This window comes from Pseudomonas sp. 14P5.3.2 (assembly GCF_057799175.1).
In genome coordinates, this window is record NZ_JBYOKU010000001.1 from 281,338 (window position 1) to 298,654 (window position 17,317).

Genomic DNA, 17,317 nt, shown 5'->3' on the forward strand with positions numbered 1-17,317 from the left:
GGTAAGATTGTCGGAAGTTTAATTGGCACGACTTTGCGGTCGTTGCAGAAAAATATTTCTCTTTAACAAAGCAAGCTGAAAAAAGCTTCCGCTCGATAGCGGCACGTCAGAAATTTGCTCTTATGTCAAATAGGAAGTTTTATGGCTTACCTAAGTGAAAACGCCGAAGCAGAAGAAATAGAACGTTATAAGGTAGGTGTGAAGCGTTTTACCATCCTTCAAAGCGTTGCCAAAGATGAACTTAGCGTTAGCGAAGCATGTGAAATACTTGGTGTCTCATTATCTCAGTTTTATAGAATAAGAAGTCGTGCGGTAGGTGCTGTAACCTACCAAGCATTAGTTCCAGGTCGCGTAGGCCGGAAGGCTGGATTAGCGCAAATTAGAAGTGATGTCGAAAAACTAATTAGAGAGCTGTTCCTGGAGCATTATCCAACAGCTAGAACTTATTCAGCAGTATGGAAAGCCTGTCAGTCAGAGGCAGATGTTCGCTTGTTACCGAGGCCAAGTTATCATGTCGTCTCTTCATGGATAAAACGACAAGATGAACGGTTGTTGTTTGAGATGAAGTTCGGAAAGGACGCGGCAAAGCAGCACTTTGAATCGCGCCCAGGATATAAGGAAACCAACTCGCCTTTGGAATGGGTTCAAATTGATCACACGGAATGCGATATTTTGTTGGTGGACGAAAGCGATCCAAAAATAATAATCGGCCGCCCATGGATAAGTTACGCGATCTGTATTCATACTCGTGTGATTCTAGGTTTCTATATTTCTTTCCTCCGACCCAGTGCTGTCACGGTAGCAATGTTACTCGAGATCTGTGTGCTTCCAAAGGACGAGATGCTGACTAGATGGGGGCTGCCATTGCACCTATGGCCTATGTCCGGGCTACCAATTGTGATACACACCGATAATGCGAAGGAGTTTATTTCGGATGTATTTGTACTGAATGCGGAGGACTTTGATATAAAAGTCCAGCATCGAGATATACCCGAGAAACATCAGGGTGGACATATTGAGAGCCTCATAGGGAAGCAGATGCTCCATACTATTCACCAACTCCCCGGCAGCACGGGTTCAAATGTTGTACAGCGAAAGTCGAGAAATAGCGAGAAAACGGCTCGCTTAACTTTGCCTAAACTGAGACGAGCGCTGGTGTGGAACATACATTCTTACCATCAAACTAAACATTCTGAGCTCGGCCGGTTACCCGCAGAGGCATGGGATGAGTACTTCATAAAGCATCCGAATCATCGCGTTCTCGCCGACGAGCGCCATGAAACCTTTAAGTACATATTTTATCCAGAAAAACCACGAAAGCTAGTTCAACCCGAGGGTATTGAACTATTTCGTAGGTTTTATTTTAGTAAGGATATTGAAGATCATACTAGAGAGAAGTTCGATGTTAAGTATGATCCCTACGACATCAGCTATATTATGGTTAAATTAAGAGATGCATGGGTGCGAGTTCCTTGTGTTCGGAATAATTTCAAAAGAAGCGACGATTATGAAATCTATCGTTGGGAGCGGCAACAAAAAGGGCTAAGAGATGGAACGATGAGTGCTGAAGGGGCTGCCTCTGCTAGAAAATTTCATCAGGAAATTAATGCGAAACTGAGTCCTAGCGAAAAACGTCAAAGAAAGCGAGATGCAGGTGAAAAAACTTATAAGGCAGAAAACAAGATGTCGCAACTTGGTAATGCGAGTTCAGGTAATTATAACGAAAGTGTAACCCAGCAATCTCGACCATCAGGGAAGCATCATCAAGCAAGTAATGGCACTAAGTCTAAATCAAAGCCTATCTCCAATGTCATAAACGCAGCAGCCTTCTTTAATGATAAGAAAAATGTCGATTATGACCAAGAGCCGGTAATCTACGACTCTAGTCTGCACAATAAGTAGCGCTCCGTAGCAGCGGTACCGTTGGATTACCTATAGTTAAATTATTCAACAATCAAAGACGTCGGTATTCCTACAGGAACCGGCGTGGGGCGAGAAGGAAATGTCTAATTATTTTCATGTGCATGAAGAGTCAAGAAAGCATTTTGAACTGAGCGATCATGATAGAATGTATGTATGCCTGCATGATATCTGGATCAAACATCCAAATGCGGAGCGTTTAATAAACTCAATACACTTTTCGCTCAAAATGACAAATCGGATTACTTCACCATGTATGCTTTGCGTTGCACCAGGAGGGGCGGGGAAAACAGCAGTAATCACAGAGCTAAAAACTAGGAATATTTTTTCTGAATACAAAATGCTTTTTGTGACCATGCATATTAACCCAAACAACTATAGTCTGCGGGACTTGATTTTGGTGGAGATGGGGCTAGGCGTGGGGCGTAGAGCTCGTCAGGGAGAGAATCTCACTCCCGAAATGCAAAACCTGATTAAGTTTCAGAAAATCAGAGGGATCGTGATCGATGAGGTACATGATGCTCTTCATTTGACATCGACTCAACAAAGTCAAAATCTTTCGCTTTTGAAAAATCTCTCGAGTCAAATTTATGGTCTGTCTGTATTTGCTTTTGGAATTCCCAAAGCTGCCCGTGTGCTGAGACACGACGCCCAAGTGCGTCGCCGTTATGCAGTAAGATCTCTAGCGCGTTGGGAAAATGGGGACGAATATCGTAATTTTGTAGCTAGTTATATTAATCGCCTTCCCCTGAAAAAGCCGACTAATTTCAAAGATCAGGCGTTGTTTATAAAAATTTTTGAAAAAAGTCTTGGAATCACTGACAATATTGTGAAAATTCTCCAAGCCTCTGCTGCGGCTGCAGTTGTTGATGGATGTGAGTGCATTACTCATTTCCATATTGACAATATCGAGGCGCTTATGGAAGTCGTCAATCTGTCACTTCGCGATCTTGATGAGGACGATAGTTACGACTCGGAGTAGGGTCTAAGAGCTAAAAATGAACTCAAAAAAAAGAGGGATTGCAATGGCAATACTGGAAGGATTCCATGGTTTCCAGTATAGCGATTATCAGCGAGACAGCATATTCACTGGTGTGTGTAATGCTGTATCCAAAGGAAGTGGGCAGTTGATATTGTTAGAAGGCCCGTCTGGGAGTGGAGTTACGACGTTCTTGAACAATGTAGCCAGTCATCCTCAATTTAAAGGGGTCACTCTGCATGCTGACTTTTTCAAGACCGCATACAGTCTGATCGATAGAATCTGCGATGCATACTGTTTTGAGATGTCTGCAAGGCCTCACACTAATTTGCCAGAGACACTAAAAAAGTATTTTGAATTGACCGGTGAGCGAATGCTGGTAGCAGATGACCTCGAGGCTTTTTGTTCCAATGATAGTGAGCTTGAATCTCTTGCTAAACAGGTTGCAAAGCTCACTGAGACTAGTTCGGGAATGTCGCTTGTATGCTCAACTAGATCATACAAACTGAGGAGGCTTCTTGATAGATATGTGCCAAGATTAATGGCGGTCTGGCTGGATGGAGAACTTACTCGCTTTCAAGCTGATGACCTAATCAATAAATTTTGGAGTTATCTTAACCAAAAATATGGTTTAAGGTATAGAGGCGTTGAGATGGTATATAAAATTTCAAGTGCGTATATTTTGGAGATTCATTTTCTGATAAGGCATGTGGAGTTGACTTATCTCGCCACGATGCTTGGTTTGTCGGCTCTTATTGATGGGGAAAAAGCAAACCTTGAAGTGCTTACCTATGAAATCCAGAAGAAAATATACTCATAAAGAAGTGTTAGGTGAGAGTCTGTCATCGTGGATGCACCGTCATGACAGGAATAGTAGAATAAGGTCTGATGCTCACATCAGCGCTTCAGCTTCGAGTTGTTACAAAAAATTCATGGCAGTGGGAAGTCATGTTATTAGTAATGATCGAGATTTTAAAGATTCAAATGACATTCTACCCGAGTTTCTTATTTGTCATGGCGTTGATGTCACCTCACTTGGTACCGTTGGTGATCCAGAGGAAAGACCAATGGTGCCATTTCACTATAGGCGGTCTTACTGCTATGAATGTTTCGAAAGTTCACTTCAGTTGACGCAAAGTTTTGCCTGGAAGCTAGAGTGGAGATACATATTGAATCCCTTTTGCTCGGTGCATAATTCGCTGTTGCGAGAGGCACCGTTAGATTCGGCCCTTTCTTATGGCTTTGGACAAAGAGCATTTGAAAGTCATCATGGAGGAGGGAGGCATCAAGCTCGACATGACGCAATGTGCATCAAAAGCGCGGATATTTTTAATTTGTCATGGTTTGTGCAAGTTCGCTATGAGAAGCTGAGAAAGCTTGCTGCTAAACAGGGTGTATCTAAAAATCTGGATGAGTATGTGTTGAGTATCGTGCGGAGTATGCTGATGCCGTGCATGCGATCATCGTTTGATGATATAGATTTAAATGGCGTGTTGGGGCCTGATTGTTTTCCTCGCGATGGCCATAGCCTTTACATTCAATATTATTACGAAATATACCGCGTCACATCTGCCGCTCGCGCCAGGGCCTTGTACTTGATGGGAATATTGCTCGGTTGGATTGATGAGAAGCAAGCAAGAAAATCGCAAGGTGATAATTACTTTATTGCTACGTGTTCTGATGAGATTTTCAACCACCTCAGAAAATCTAAAGCTCTTACAAGGCTGTTATGTCAAAAGCTTAACATTCACCAAAATGATTACATATCTATAGATTTTTCAAGTATCGCAGGAGACTAATTGTACAGATATATTTTTCCAGTATTCATTAATCCCTACTTTCAAGTGCGCTGCCCTGGGGATGGCACGCTCAGAAATATAGTCATCTGTTTTTTATTCGACTCGGGGAGTAGGCGAATCCTCACTTGCTCTTTCTCGTATGAGGGCTATCATTCGCAGATTTATCAGCGGGCTACGCTTTCCCTTTATGAAATAGTTAGGGGTGCTAAAAAAACAAGTGCAAATTTACTAAACATGACTGGGAGTTTCAAACAGGCGTCTACCGCGCACGCGCCTTGCAAAAAGCGCTTAGAGCCTCATGTATTGCATTTTTTTCTTGACTATCGGATGACTCGGCGCCCAAGTATTTCAAACAAGACAGAGTTTGAAGTCTCGATTTTTGATTGCTTGTATGACTGGCCTCCAAGTCATGTAGTTTCAATTGTTGACCCTTACAGGCTTTCCTACAATGTTTTTTTGCGAGTCTTAGAAAATTTTATGATCCGTCTTGGGTATGAATTGTTGCTGACTCCTTGCAGTTAGAATCTTCGTGCAGCCGTAGTTAGTTATATTTATTCCATGTTCTACTAACAGTGTTATGGAGAAACCAAGTGCTTCGCGGGCTTCTTTTTGTGCTTCACGTTGTGCGGTCGGAAATCGCATTTTACGGACGTAGCGCTCTTGCTCAAGAAGCTTTGAAGCGCGTTCGCAACGAAGCCCAAAGTGCCCTCGGCGTACATTATTACCAGCAAATACCTTGGGCCTTTGGCTGAATGTCTCTAGCAAGGGGTTAGTGAGGGGCGAACACGGTTCTTTGAAGATTTTGCCGATTTTTAGCGCCCAGGTGACCAATGCTCTCACGTATCATCGTGACCTAGGTTACACACGGTACAGCTTCCACTCTGATGACATAGCCATGCCCAATCGCGCCGGAACTGCTGGTGTATTGCAAATCTGCGTTGAGCGCAAGTACATCGGTTTCATTGTCTTCGTGTAGAGGCTTGATGCGTCCTCCGCTGGATGCGCTGTTCCTTTACCGCAACGAGGTAAAGGAACAGCGTAATTAATAGCAGCGCTGCTACAAACGTCGACTGCAGTAAGCCCAGGTTGAACTGCGTCAACTTCAGCGGCCCCTCATCATCAAGCAGGATGACTTTACTCGGTTGAATCGGGATAACGAGCGGATGCTGAGCGAGGCCCTCCAGCAGAATATAGTCATGTCGGAGCAGCAGCATTCTATGCAGCGCCTGACAGGCGAAATCACGTCAATGATAACAGCTGTTGCCAAGGCGGACGGGGCAAAGGACATGTTGAAGGAGCAACTCGATGAATCAGGTGATGAAGCCCAACGGCTTGAAGAGGAGTTAGCGCTGGCAGCTGAGGAGGTGGCTCGGGCTAAGAGGCAACTTACAGAGTTCTCAGTAGAGGTCGCGCAGTTACGGCAGAAGATGAATCATCATGGCAGTGCGTAGTTTCCACCGTCAGCCCGAAACGGGCCCAAGCTACAGCTAACATTAAAAGGGAGGTCTAATGAAAAATGCAGACACGGCTAGACGTATTTCACATTCTGGTCAACCGAGCTTAAAGCACGCCCATGAACGTCTGAATGAATTGCTCACTTCAGTTGATGTTGGGGGGATTGCTTCAGCAGTTGGTGAACAGAACAACACGAAAAAAACCGCAATTTCTTAGCAGAGAGCACGATAAGTTCGCGGCTGTGGACGATGAATGCCATTGCATTTTGGCGTGTCGAAAAGGCAAATATGTGCTGCCTACGCTATGACTTCCAATGTCCATACACCGTAGACCTGGAAAGGCCGAGCTTTTCCATAACGTCTTTTCGGCTAAACCCTGCCTCCTTGAGCTCCCTAATTGCCTGAGCATTTTTAGAGCCCTCCGGTTTCCCTCGAGAGCGCTGCACAAGCGTGTCGTCAACAATCTGCGTTGCAAGAAGATCCAAGCCTCCTTCTGATCGGAAGCTCTCCAACTCGACACGGGCTCGTTCCAAAGCCGCTTCGGGGGTCTCGCCATTGCTCATGGAGATGCTGATGGCAAGAAGGGCCACAGGGTCAAGCTTCAGAGGCGTGGATAGCTCGATCAATTTATCAATGGTGATGTTGATCTTCCCGCGTTCGAGCGCACTGATGTTCGTGCGCGCGGTGACAGGCGCCAAGTCTTCGTATGCCAGCCCGCGCACCGACCGGATTACCCGGATCGTTGCGGCAATCTCTTTCTTGAGCGACATGATTGTCCCTAAAAAGCGAGGATAGGGCCACACACGGAGTGTTTAGATAAACGTCGATTGATGTTATTATTTTGGACGACGTCGATTGTTAGGCTTTGGGAGCTGGCCGCGTCATCTGCTTTCAAGCGTCCTAGGGAGCTCTATATCGAGATAATCGAGCTCGCAAGAATCGTAAACGTATTCGATGTATTGACGCGATGGAATCCAATGGGGCGAAGCAATTCCCCCTCGCTACGAGAGCAAGGAAGCACAAATTCAATAGGGTTACCGCACATGCATGCACCACAGGTGAGTATCTAAAACATGTTTATCTCCGATGAATCTTGCTCAGTACGTTTTCCTGGGCTTTTGGGGGAAGGGCGAGCCGCATGGCGAATGGTCGAGCGGGAATCAATGGATCCTTGGTATCACGTCATCCTCCGGTTCTGCGAAGGAACCAGGCGCCGCACAAAAAAATTTATGCCAACAGACGCCTCCTTGCTGTCCGACCTACTGGCTCAGCAGAGTCCAACCTGCTCGGTTGAAGAGATCCAGGTCGTGACTGCCCCTTGGTTGAACGGGGGATCTTCAGAGCGTATGGAGAAGCTGCTCAGTCTGGTCGTCGGATACGACCAAAAAGGCGAGTGCGTGATGCTGCATAAGGTGGCAGGTGGAGCTGTTTACAGCAGCGCTCAAGAGGGCCTCGTAGCTGACTCACTTACCAATATACGAACGATCTATGAGGAAATGGAGCAACCTGTTCAGGAATGCGCGGAGCACGACACAGCACGGCCATTCCCATGAAGCTTCAAGTGTACTCAGACCTGCACATAGAGTTCGATCGGTTCGAGCCCGCCTCAAGCGGCGCGGACGTAGTTATCCTCGCTGGCGACATTGATATCAAAACGCGCGGCGTGAAATGGGCGAACGAGGTGTTCCGGTGTCCGGTGATCTACGTGTGTGGCAATCACGAGTTTTACGGTGGTCACATTGATCACACGCTGCGGAAGATGAAGGACGCGGCAGCGCCTCACGTCCACGTCCTTGAAAACGAAGTCTTGATCCTGAACCAAACTAGGTTTTTGGTCACTTCAGCGTGGACAGATTACTCGTCGACAGGAGATGTTGCTGCCGCGAAACGCGTTGCCTGGGAATGGATGAACGATTTTACCCTCATCAGAAAAGATGAGAATTACCGTCGCCTCCGTCCCGATGACTTGATCGCTAAATCTAAAGCAGCCTATGCCTGGCTCACACAGGAACTGGATAAGCCATTCGATGGCAAGACCGTTGTTGTTACGCACCATGCACCGACGTTGGATTACGTGGCAGATGACCTACCCACACACCTGCTCGCTGCCTATGCCAATAACTGGCAGGAGCTCGTGGGCAAGTCCGATCTTTGGGTCTACGGGCATACCCACGTCTCAGCGGACTTCCTCAAGAATGGGTGTCGTGTGGTTTCTAATCCTCGCGGATATCCAAATCAACAGACTGGGTTCGATCCAGATTTTCTGATCGAGCTTTGATATGCAGTCGTTCAGTCATGACCCTCAGCAGAAGGAATAACACTGCATGGAGGCATCAGGCCCCGCGCTCGATGTCAGCTCTACCTAAATCGATTTCGAGAAATTCACATGGTTACGTTAGAAGAGATTTCCAAACTCCTTTATGGGGCAGGAGAAGAGATGCCTGGCTGGCAAGGCACCCAAGATGAGCTGATTGCATTGTCCGTAAAGGCCTTCGCAGGGAAAGCATTTTGCATAGTGCGACAATGGATTTTGATCGACCTCACGGTTAACTCGGATGAGAAAGAAAAGCTAAGCGGGCTTGGTCTACTTCCCGCGACGCTTTTCGCTCACGAAGTCGTCCTAGACAGCAAAAACCGTTTCCAGCCGAGTATGTGGGTGCGCAGCAATTTCGGAAAATCCTTCACTGAAGGCTGCATGTTTGAAACCAAGAGTACGGTCTACCTTCTCCTAGGGGCAGGACAGAGGAAAGAAGCTAGCATTGGTGCGGCTTTTTCGATGAAGGCAGGGTGAGCAATGCTCGCCGATAAATTATATAGAGTCGTTTTGGAGCTTGGGTTTGATGCCTGAAGTCACTGAGTTGAAATTCCACAGTAAAGATTTGAGCGACTTTCAGCTGAGTCGCTTGGTGCGAGCAAGCCTTCGAAAATATGAGGTGCCTATCACAGCCTTCATTAGCGATGCTCTGATTATAGATGACACATGCCTGGGCGTTTCCTTTGACCATTCCGAGCGTGACGATAAATACCACAGGGCTGACGGTTCCATTCTGCGTACAGGTAAAATTCAATCAGCGAGGAAAGAAGGGCGGTTTTGGCTGCTCGAAACCCAAGACGGTAATTACGTCATCGCTAGCTTTAAGCGAGACCTCGGCAGAGCGAGCTTTCTTAAGCTACTCGATTCCGCCGACCGTTTTTAACTGATGGCGAGAAAGCGCCTTCGTATTCGAGGTACGGTTCGGCACAGAGCTTGTTTCAGTAACCGCACTCGTTCAGCAGTTTTTTGTAGAAACTCACGCCGCCGTTGGACGATGCTCAAAATGAGGTAGTCGCGATCGGTGTCTCTCGTCGACAAATGCCCCGCGTCTACGAGACCGTGGATGTAGCCCTCGGCTCTGCCTCTTGCTTCAAGCAACGCCTCTTTGGATGTGCTTTTGTAGATGTCTTCAGCGATGAGCTTCCACCGCCTCTTCTGCCAGCGCCCAACAGGGTTGTCGGAAATTTCGGTGCGTTGGGTCAGGTTGTTGAAATCGGCCCGTGCGTCAGTTGCGTTCGAGGCGGACTCTCAGTAGTGATAACTGAGTGAACGCTATTATGCGCGCGTTGAGTCGCTTGCTGTTTGCTGGCTTTGTTAGGCGCTGGCGCGAAGGGGCGATTTCAATAACGGTGCACGTGATCGGTTGCATTCAGGGAATACATTCTTAACCCGGAGTCCAACATGGGACACCTCAGCATTGAGGACGTCTACCCCGACGACGTAGAAAAATACGGCCACCTGCGGGTGGGATTGACTGACCTCTACGTAAAAGACAATCACGCCATTTATGGTGTGGTTACACGTGGCGAATACCGTAAGCTGACCAGTAGGTTATTGCGCGACGAAGCGGTGCAAATAATCATCAGCGCTAAGCTCGCCGCGTTGCCCCAAGACTACGATCCATGGATCTGGCGAATCGAGCGCAATCGCGCCTTACGCACTAGGTATGGGGACAAATTCGATCCTAGGAGTGACGACTGACAGAACCCACTTTCAATCACAGTGTTGCTCGTCAACTTACTCGGCCGACCTTTGAGTTACGCTCCTCGAACATCCATTGGGGCTGTAAATAGTGGGACGTACACACGCCCCGATGACAGGCCACGCAAAAAATCGTTGAAAGGAAAGGACGTTGAAGATATTCCTGGATTGCGAATTTACCCAGCTCAATCAGGACTCGAAGCTGATATCCCTAGCGCTGGTATCGGAATCAGGCGATGAGTTCTACGTTGAGCTGACGGATGCCTATTCGGTTGAGGACTGCAGTGATTTCGTCATCCAGAACGTCCTACCGCAGCTCGATTGTCTGCGATATGGACAGTCGCTCGTCGAGGCCCGAGCCTCGATTCGAAGATTCATAAGCAGCTTCGACGAGGAGCTTGAGGTGTGTTCCGATGCGCCACATTGGGATTGGGGGTTTTTCTGTGTTCTCGCTTGCGCAGATCATCAGCCCTGGCCAGCCAGGGTAATGAATCAACCGATCAACCTAACGATCCTCTTCGCTCAAGTAGATGCAAAAGCTCTTGAACAGGTAGAACTGTGTGAACCACCACACCATGCGTTACTGGACGCGCGAATGCTTGCAAAGCTTTTCAAGCTCTTAGCGTCCACAGTTGTTTTGTCACCATAGAGGAACATCACGACGTACGCCGATCAGCTTTGGAAGGGGTCTTGCAGGTGATTCGAATTTCATTATCGGTGTGGAGCAAAGCTGAATTATCTCGAATTATGGCTCAGCCATAATTATTGCTGAGCCATAATTTTCTCGTTTAGAGCGCTTATGTTCAGTCATCGGAGCAACACGTTGAAAACAAAACAGGCGGAGCACCCCGCAGTTGCTGTGACTTCATACTGCCGATAAGGCTGAGTCATGAATGACCCTCGTATCCACATCACTTCTGAGAACCTTGTTCAGAGCGAGGCCGTGCCAGTGCTTGATGAACCGATGGAAGCTCATGCTTTCGTATCCCGAATTCCCGAACTGTTGGTGGCTGAGATGAACGCTTAGCTAAACCGAGTGCTGCCTTTGGATACGCCTCAGGCCTCCCGCATCATTTTCGCCTGTCGGCCAGGTTGATGTTGATCTCAATACGCAACTCTCAGCGCAAGGCATTAGTCAGGGCCGCGCGGGTCGGGATGAATCAGTTGTTAAGCTGGTTCGTCTCATGACAAGACCGTGTTCAGTTGATGATGTTGTTTTGATATTGTGATCGCTTGCCGATTCCGAGGTATCAAATGCACAAGCTTGTCGCTGAATATTTACGTCCATGGAAAGACAAGCTACCAACCCTTTACGATTGGGATTTTGACCAGGATCGCGCAACAAAAGAGTTCGGATTGAGCTTTGCGGATACCACATCGTTCGGTAGAACGTTGGAGCTGAAGTCAGGTTTGCGTCAGCTGGTGAGGGAAACCGACTGCCCGATCGAGCACGCGAGAGTAGCGATCTATTTCGTAAAAGTTTGGGGGGGGATTACCCGCTTCTCAAAAGTCGAGGAGACACTTTGTCTTTTTGCACACATGAAGGGCAGCACAGCTCCGCCGGTGGCCTACAATCTCCCATTCAAGATGATCAGTAGCTGGTCGAAATGGGCGTCTATAGTCTGTCCTGACTGGGCATGTATATATGATGCTAGGGTTGCCTACTCGCTAAATGCTATTAATTATCTAGCCGGGGCTAAGCACCCAATTTTTCCGATGCCAGAAGGGCGCAACTCACGCCTCAAGATGTTGGACGTTCCAACGCTGCTTTTGAGCGAAAGGTTGGGGCATACGCAACCACACGTTGATGGTGCGAGTGAGCCCAAGACGATCCGAAAAAATCACTTTATTCCTGAGCACAGTACGTACGCTACCTATGTGTCGTTGGTCTCCAAGGTGAGCCAGGATCTTTGGGGTGATTCCAACCGTATTCATGAAGTTGAAATGCTGCTTTTTTCGCTGGCAGATGCTGACATCTACGCTGATGTGTTTAAGCGTCTTTCCAACGTTGCGGTAAAGCAATAGAAAATTCGGTTCTCGCCGTTGTCACAAGGCACTCTAAAGTTTTATTTTGACTTGAATATCCAATGTTCCCTAGGAGCCTCCAATGTCCAAGCTCGCAGAATTCCGTCAACTCGAAAAACACCTCGCCGAGCAGCTGCAGGCCCTTGAGACTCTGAAAGGTGATGTTGGCCTGAAGAAAGAAATCGAATTCGAGACCAAGCTACGTGCATTGCTGGGGGAGTATGGCTACAGCCTGAAAGACGTTATCAATCTTCTCGATCCGCAGGTAGGGCGCCGCACGCCAGCAGTTGAGTCTAAATCCGGCAGCCGTAAGCCACGCCAGGTGAAGGCCTATAAAAATCCTCACAGCGGAGAAGTCGTTGAAACCAAGGGCGGCAACCACAAGACGTTGAAAGAGTGGAAGGCCAAGCATGGCTCTGACACGGTCGAGTCTTGGCTGGCCAGATAATTTTTTGGTTTGAGTGCAAAAGGGCCCTTGAAGGGATTTTTTTGTCAGTCGGCATTTTTAATACATATCTATCTTGCCCCGGCTTCTTGTAGCCCCAGGAGGCAAAGGGGATGAGGTATATGAGGCTGCGACCTCTGCGATGCGCGAAACCGGTGAGCTGTTTCACGTGATTGATTATCGTGAGTTAGTAGCTGTCCTTAAAATTTCCAGAGGCCGTGACGGGGCGCTCCAGGCAGTTTTGGCAAAGCGTCTAGAGCAGGTGATTCTTCATCAATCGTTGAATGTGAGATGCCGGTAGGCACCTAATTCTTCGGCGTAACTTAGATCGGAGCAAAATGGCGGGCACAACGGATGTCATTGGCTCGAATGCTGGGATTCAGCAGGTAGTTTCGCCACTGGCATATCGTGCGTCGAGGCAGCTTTGTCCATTTTTTAGCTGAACATCTCGTTGAACTCCGTATCAGCACGACCCAAGGACTTCATCGAGATGCTTCCAGCGTCATTCTCACCAACGTGCCAAAGCGCAAATTTCGGTAGGTTTAGCCAAGCCGGAGGCCTCGCAGCAACGGGAAAGGCGGAGCGGGTTTGGTAGGTTGCTGCACCGTCGATTATCGACACAAGAGCAATACCGTGCGCTGTCGCATATTTTATTGCTCCGGATTGAAATCCTGATGTGGTGAACAGCATTCCTTTATGAGCGCCCACAGATCTGACTTTGTTGTCCAGCACCTGAACCAACTCTCGTTCGACTGCGCTGCGATATTTTTTGCACTCAATCAGCACAGTGAATTCGGCGCCTGCAAAAGCTCGGAACCTTGCCAGCACATCGATCTGGTAGGTTGAGTCGTAGGCTTCGACTTTCACGTCGTGCATTACCTCCAGCGATGTCAGCTCACCACCTTGCTTGAGGATCCAGTCCTTTACCAACCGCTCAAATTCGGCGGCTGTGATTTCGAGTTTGGGGTTTGCCATCGGTGGAAACATTTGTCGTCCTTAACTGAGAGAGTGCCCGTCCGGCTTTGGGCTCGTGGAAATTCATACACCACCTACTGTGGTGAGGTTACTGCGAGCTGAGTCTAGCTTCCACTTTCTCCAGCCTGTGCTTCTCAAGAAGCTTGGGTTTTCCCAAATCCAAAAGCGAGAGGAATCTTCGTCTGTCCCTTGGAGAGGGAAACCAGTCAGCCACTTCGACGTTAGAGTGCTTGGAGTCGCTCAGTACTCACTTCACTATCATGTCCGCAGTACTCTGTCGTGATCAGCCATGAAAGACGTCGTCCTTCAACAGCCTAGCGACGGTCAACTAGCTGATCAGTGACGTCAGTGATACTCAGGTCGCCAAATTAGCCTGTGGTGTCAAGATAATGAATTTTGCGGGAAAACCGCGCCACCACATCGCCTGAATCTAATGCATTGCCGTGCGTACGGAGAGGCTTCTCAACGGTTGAGTTGCGACCCTACATGGCTATCCTGTATGGCTTGGCGCTGGTAATCCATTGGCGCCGGCATTGGCCACTGCTGCTGTTCGTGACTTTATGCGAACCCCGCAGCTATCGAACCGAAGCCTGACATTTACGAGGACAACTTTTTGGACATGGATGTGGACACTCGAGTCCGAGAGGCTGTAAACGCCATCTGGGCACTTGGTACGACGCCGGTAGGCGGACTCTGGAAAGCCCCTGAGTTTGGTCAACTGAAAAAAGCCTGCGCCGATAGATACGAGCACGGCAAGGACACTTTTGGCCTGACATTCGCGCTGGATCACGCGCTCAAATCTCTAGGCCTTCCTTGCCTGGCCAAGAAAGGTACTCACGCTGGTTCGCTTGATCCGGCCCAAGGCTATACGCTGCTAGACGAGGCTTTCACACGCAAGACCACGCGCCGCCGGTACATATGCCCCCTTGATTTGGCCGAAGTCATTCCAACGCTAGTGTTTGGTGATGCAAAAGTCGGGCATTTCACCGCCGCTCAGTTGGATGAGCTCTTCGATAAACCGCGGTTGGCGAGGTACTACCCCAATCTGTCGTTCGACTCGAAACGATTCTCACAATTTCATTGGTTGATCGTGGAGGAGGACGTGGCCGTAGCTGACAGCGCTGGCGGCCGTTCTATGCCGAGCTTCTCGATGATGATGACTCGTGATTTTGGCGAGATCGACCCTCACGAAAGCAGATATCCCCGTGCGGTTGAGAATGCGCTTTTTTTCCTACTTCTGGCTCCGTGGGAGGAATGGTCAACAATGACAGAGGTGGATTGGCGTGGGTTTCGAATACCGTGGATTTACCAGCTGGATGACGACTTGTTTGTGGCGCCCTCTGAGCCCCGGAGCCCGGATTCCCTGTCATGGGAACCCAAATTTTTCCACGACGAATTAGGACAGGTTGAAGAAATTGAAGGCCCAGTGGAGTTGAGGCTGGCTGATGAAACCAGTCAGCTGCTGTTGGGCCGAAACCAAGAGCACTGGTCTGAATTCCAAGCCGCGCTCAACACCAGCTTGTTCGATACGCCAGTTATTCATTTCCTGGTGCGGGCGTTCTTGGCTAACGGTATCGATGAGTTCATGGCTCACCTTACCGTCGTGGAGGCGGCGCTGGGACTTCAGAGCGACTACCGGCGCAAGGAGCGGTTGAATCATGCGGGTAAGGGGCCTACGGAACGAGTAGCACTGCGCCTAGCCGCGGCCTTGAATGATCCAGGTGCGGCGAAGATTTATGAACACCTCTTCGATCTCAGAAGTGCGTTCATTCATGGGCGGGGCAGGCTGCAAAAGATCTCCACCGTTCAACGTGTGCAAGCACGAAGAGTTGCGGCAAAAGCTGCCGCGGCTCTGGTGGAACTGGGACGCGAGTCGGGTAAATCGCGAGATGAGTTGCTAGCTGAGTTGCTCGATCGGGGGGTACGGCTTGCTGCCGACGGGCAATAAGCGGGTATTCGATGCAGTCGTCATGCTGCGGTCTACAGGTGCGATCCACTGTATCTCCAGAACGGATTACAGGGTAGTTGCTGTGTGCTCGGCGGCAGCCTGCAGGCGCATCTGGAATGTTGTTGTACTGCGACAGAATTCAAAACCTCCCTTTGGGGTTCAGCAGGGTGACGGTCGCGCGCTCCTGCATTGAGGTCACTTGGAATTGACGGTGTTACCGCCGCCTACCAACCTGTCCGGTGGCGAAGGAAGATCAAGTTGTGCTCGGGGCTTTTAACTGGTGACCGCGCGGTGGATGATGCGCCAAGGCGAAAAAATAGTCACGCCGACAGGACAAACCGCGTGCAATCTCGTAGAAACCAAGGGAGCTACAATCCAGCGCCTGGGCCCCCATAAGGCTCATTGCCGGCGCGAGGACGTACAGCGCTGGATCATGCTTTGCATTGGGCCATGCGGACGGAGCGCGAGACTTGGCTTGCTGGCTTTGGCGCGCCCCCAAATGTCTTTTATCCCGGTTGCTACCACGGAGCCTATCGCTAAACATTGCTGCCGTCGGGTTCAAATTGAAGAGGAGTATCACATTCTGAAGTTGATGAGCTCATCCGTTAGGCGGCGCATCTCCCTAGCTGCATGGGAATTAGGGGCAACGTCGGCCAAAGAGTGGAAGTAGCTATAGCCGTCCATGAACGCCTTATCCTTGTTGTAAATCTCGATTGCGACCTTGTGGGCTGCCGTCAGCTCTGTAGTAAGGGTAGGGAGCTCCAGTTCGCCGATAGCCTTAAGGATGGTCTCTCGACGCCGAGCATAGGTATGCCGAGCATCCTCAAGCTCCGCTCGTAGCGTATCATCCAAGGCCGGCAGATCGCCGACGTACTCTTCCAGCTCTGGGCTGACCGCACCTACATCGTTGTTTATAATCAGACCAAAATATGCGGGCGACGTTTCCCGGCATTTGATGCGTCGCAACGCAGCCGAAAACGCTCCTGCGCTTTGGATAGACATCATGCAATGGCTGTCGAGAACTATCGCGACGAGATCCGCGTATCGGCGGATCAACTCAATCTCTGCGTTCACATCGATCAGAACGTAGTCGTACCGAGTAATAAGCTCGGAGAGCTTCTCGGTAGCTTTCTCCTTGTGTTCGACAGTCTCAATAATGTGACCGTAAAGGAATTTGGCATCCTCACGATCTTGCGGAAGAGCGAGAGTCACGTTGTCACGGATCTCTTTCTTCATGCGCTTGACCGCCGCAGGGAAGGTGATCAATTCACGCTCATCGTAGAAGTCGATTTTACTCATCAAACTGCCGGGCTGGGGAAACCTTCCAGCATCGCGCATTCCACGATAGACCCCGTCGTCGGTAACGATTGCGACCCGGTAAGAAAGATCAACCAAGCAGGCAGCAACGTTTACCGTCAGAGGCGATTTCCCAACCCCGCCCTTATACGAAGAAATAGATAGTGCTCGTCCCAGTGGTGCTGGTGCTGCCAGCGGCTTCAATTCTTTAGGCATCTCAAGGCCCGCCCTGGCAAAGAAGCCCCAGAGTGCAGCCGGCGAGGGGGATCGGGTCGATCCCTTGTCATTCGATGTTTCCCATGAGCGCCAGGTACGCGGTTCCACATGTGCCCACAGAGCAGCATGTCTGACCGAAATATTGGCTTTTTTGCGGAGCTTCCTGAGTTGTTTGCGTTGCTTGTCGTTCATCACTGCATCCACCCGACTGGTCTGAAGCCTCAGGTTAGCGAATGACTGGGAAT

19 protein-coding genes are annotated in these 17,317 nt (G+C 49.2%); 15 read left to right on the forward strand and 4 right to left on the reverse strand.

The window, feature by feature from the left end; genetic code table 11:
• The first annotated feature begins 141 nt into the window (after window positions 1-141).
• The 4 genes from AC27VU_RS01215 (at window position 142) to AC27VU_RS01230 (ending at window position 4,698) form a co-directional block, all read left to right on the forward strand.
• Window positions 142-1,902 (forward strand): Mu transposase C-terminal domain-containing protein, encoded by a 1,761-nt coding sequence (locus AC27VU_RS01215; protein WP_488723199.1) that lies wholly within the window; start codon window positions 142-144, stop codon window positions 1,900-1,902.
• 100 nt (window positions 1,903-2,002) lie between these two features.
• Window positions 2,003-2,902 carry a TniB family NTP-binding protein gene (locus AC27VU_RS01220; protein WP_488723200.1) on the forward strand — a complete coding sequence of 300 codons (900 nt, stop codon included), beginning with the start codon at window positions 2,003-2,005 and terminating at the stop codon, window positions 2,900-2,902.
• A gap of 16 nt (window positions 2,903-2,918) precedes the next feature.
• Window positions 2,919-3,719 carry a hypothetical protein gene (locus tag AC27VU_RS01225; RefSeq protein WP_488723201.1) on the forward strand — a complete coding sequence of 267 codons (801 nt, stop codon included), beginning with the start codon at window positions 2,919-2,921 and terminating at the stop codon, window positions 3,717-3,719.
• Window positions 3,691-4,698 (forward strand): hypothetical protein, encoded by a 1,008-nt coding sequence (locus tag AC27VU_RS01230; RefSeq protein ID WP_488723202.1) that lies wholly within the window; start codon window positions 3,691-3,693, stop codon window positions 4,696-4,698. Before AC27VU_RS01225 ends, AC27VU_RS01230 begins: the two co-directional genes overlap by 29 nt.
• A gap of 959 nt (window positions 4,699-5,657) precedes the next feature.
• Here AC27VU_RS01230 and AC27VU_RS01235 read toward each other — a convergent pair.
• On the reverse strand, window positions 5,658-5,912 hold the full coding sequence (locus tag AC27VU_RS01235; protein ID WP_488723203.1) for a hypothetical protein: 255 nt from the start codon (window positions 5,910-5,912) through the stop codon (window positions 5,658-5,660).
• A 3-nt stretch (window positions 5,913-5,915) separates the two neighbouring features.
• Here AC27VU_RS01235 and AC27VU_RS01240 point away from each other — a divergent pair, with 3 nt between their 5' ends.
• Window positions 5,916-6,149 (forward strand): hypothetical protein, encoded by a 234-nt coding sequence (locus AC27VU_RS01240; protein WP_488723204.1) that lies wholly within the window; start codon window positions 5,916-5,918, stop codon window positions 6,147-6,149.
• Window positions 6,150-6,207: 58 nt separating this feature from the next.
• Complete coding sequence (locus AC27VU_RS01245; RefSeq protein ID WP_488723205.1) at window positions 6,208-6,369, forward strand: hypothetical protein; 162 nt, start codon at window positions 6,208-6,210, stop codon at window positions 6,367-6,369.
• A gap of 85 nt (window positions 6,370-6,454) precedes the next feature.
• Here the strand turns inward: AC27VU_RS01245 and AC27VU_RS01250 are convergent, their stop codons facing one another.
• Window positions 6,455-6,922 carry a helix-turn-helix domain-containing protein gene (locus AC27VU_RS01250; RefSeq protein WP_488723206.1) on the reverse strand — a complete coding sequence of 156 codons (468 nt, stop codon included), beginning with the start codon at window positions 6,920-6,922 and terminating at the stop codon, window positions 6,455-6,457.
• Between the two features lie 303 nt (window positions 6,923-7,225).
• On the opposite strand from AC27VU_RS01250, the gene AC27VU_RS01255 reads away from it, so the two are divergent.
• The 8 genes from AC27VU_RS01255 to AC27VU_RS01290 all read left to right on the forward strand — a co-directional run bounded on the left by AC27VU_RS01255 (window position 7,226) and on the right by AC27VU_RS01290 (window position 12,640).
• Complete coding sequence (locus tag AC27VU_RS01255; protein WP_488723207.1) at window positions 7,226-7,705, forward strand: hypothetical protein; 480 nt, start codon at window positions 7,226-7,228, stop codon at window positions 7,703-7,705.
• Window positions 7,702-8,430 carry a metallophosphoesterase family protein gene (locus AC27VU_RS01260; RefSeq protein WP_488723208.1) on the forward strand — a complete coding sequence of 243 codons (729 nt, stop codon included), beginning with the start codon at window positions 7,702-7,704 and terminating at the stop codon, window positions 8,428-8,430. Before AC27VU_RS01255 ends, AC27VU_RS01260 begins: the two co-directional genes overlap by 4 nt.
• Before the next feature lie 108 nt (window positions 8,431-8,538).
• On the forward strand, window positions 8,539-8,943 hold the full coding sequence (locus AC27VU_RS01265; protein WP_488723209.1) for a DUF6957 family protein: 405 nt from the start codon (window positions 8,539-8,541) through the stop codon (window positions 8,941-8,943).
• Between the two features lie 49 nt (window positions 8,944-8,992).
• Window positions 8,993-9,349, forward strand: coding sequence for a hypothetical protein (locus AC27VU_RS01270; RefSeq protein WP_488723210.1), 357 nt, complete (start codon window positions 8,993-8,995; stop codon window positions 9,347-9,349).
• 518 nt (window positions 9,350-9,867) lie between these two features.
• Window positions 9,868-10,167, forward strand: a complete 300-nt coding sequence (locus AC27VU_RS01275) for a hypothetical protein (RefSeq protein WP_488723211.1) — start codon at window positions 9,868-9,870, stop codon at window positions 10,165-10,167.
• Window positions 10,168-10,318: 151 nt separating this feature from the next.
• Complete coding sequence (locus AC27VU_RS01280) at window positions 10,319-10,816, forward strand: 3'-5' exonuclease family protein (RefSeq protein WP_488723212.1); 498 nt, start codon at window positions 10,319-10,321, stop codon at window positions 10,814-10,816.
• Between the two features lie 605 nt (window positions 10,817-11,421).
• The gene (locus tag AC27VU_RS01285; RefSeq protein WP_488723213.1) at window positions 11,422-12,192 is read left to right on the forward strand and encodes a hypothetical protein; all 771 of its coding nucleotides are present in this window, start codon (window positions 11,422-11,424) and stop codon (window positions 12,190-12,192) included.
• Between the two features lie 82 nt (window positions 12,193-12,274).
• Window positions 12,275-12,640 (forward strand): histone-like nucleoid-structuring protein, MvaT/MvaU family, encoded by a 366-nt coding sequence (locus tag AC27VU_RS01290; RefSeq protein ID WP_488723214.1) that lies wholly within the window; start codon window positions 12,275-12,277, stop codon window positions 12,638-12,640.
• A gap of 432 nt (window positions 12,641-13,072) precedes the next feature.
• Here AC27VU_RS01290 and AC27VU_RS01295 read toward each other — a convergent pair whose 3' ends face one another.
• Complete coding sequence (locus AC27VU_RS01295) at window positions 13,073-13,624, reverse strand: restriction endonuclease (protein ID WP_488723215.1); 552 nt, start codon at window positions 13,622-13,624, stop codon at window positions 13,073-13,075.
• Between the two features lie 607 nt (window positions 13,625-14,231).
• Here AC27VU_RS01295 and AC27VU_RS01300 point away from each other — a divergent pair.
• Window positions 14,232-15,560 carry a hypothetical protein gene (locus AC27VU_RS01300; RefSeq protein WP_488723216.1) on the forward strand — a complete coding sequence of 443 codons (1,329 nt, stop codon included), beginning with the start codon at window positions 14,232-14,234 and terminating at the stop codon, window positions 15,558-15,560.
• 576 nt (window positions 15,561-16,136) lie between these two features.
• On the opposite strand, the gene AC27VU_RS01305 is transcribed toward AC27VU_RS01300, so the two are convergent.
• Window positions 16,137-17,264, reverse strand: coding sequence for a ParA family protein (locus AC27VU_RS01305; protein ID WP_488723217.1), 1,128 nt, complete (start codon window positions 17,262-17,264; stop codon window positions 16,137-16,139).
• Window positions 17,265-17,317: the final 53 nt, after the last annotated feature.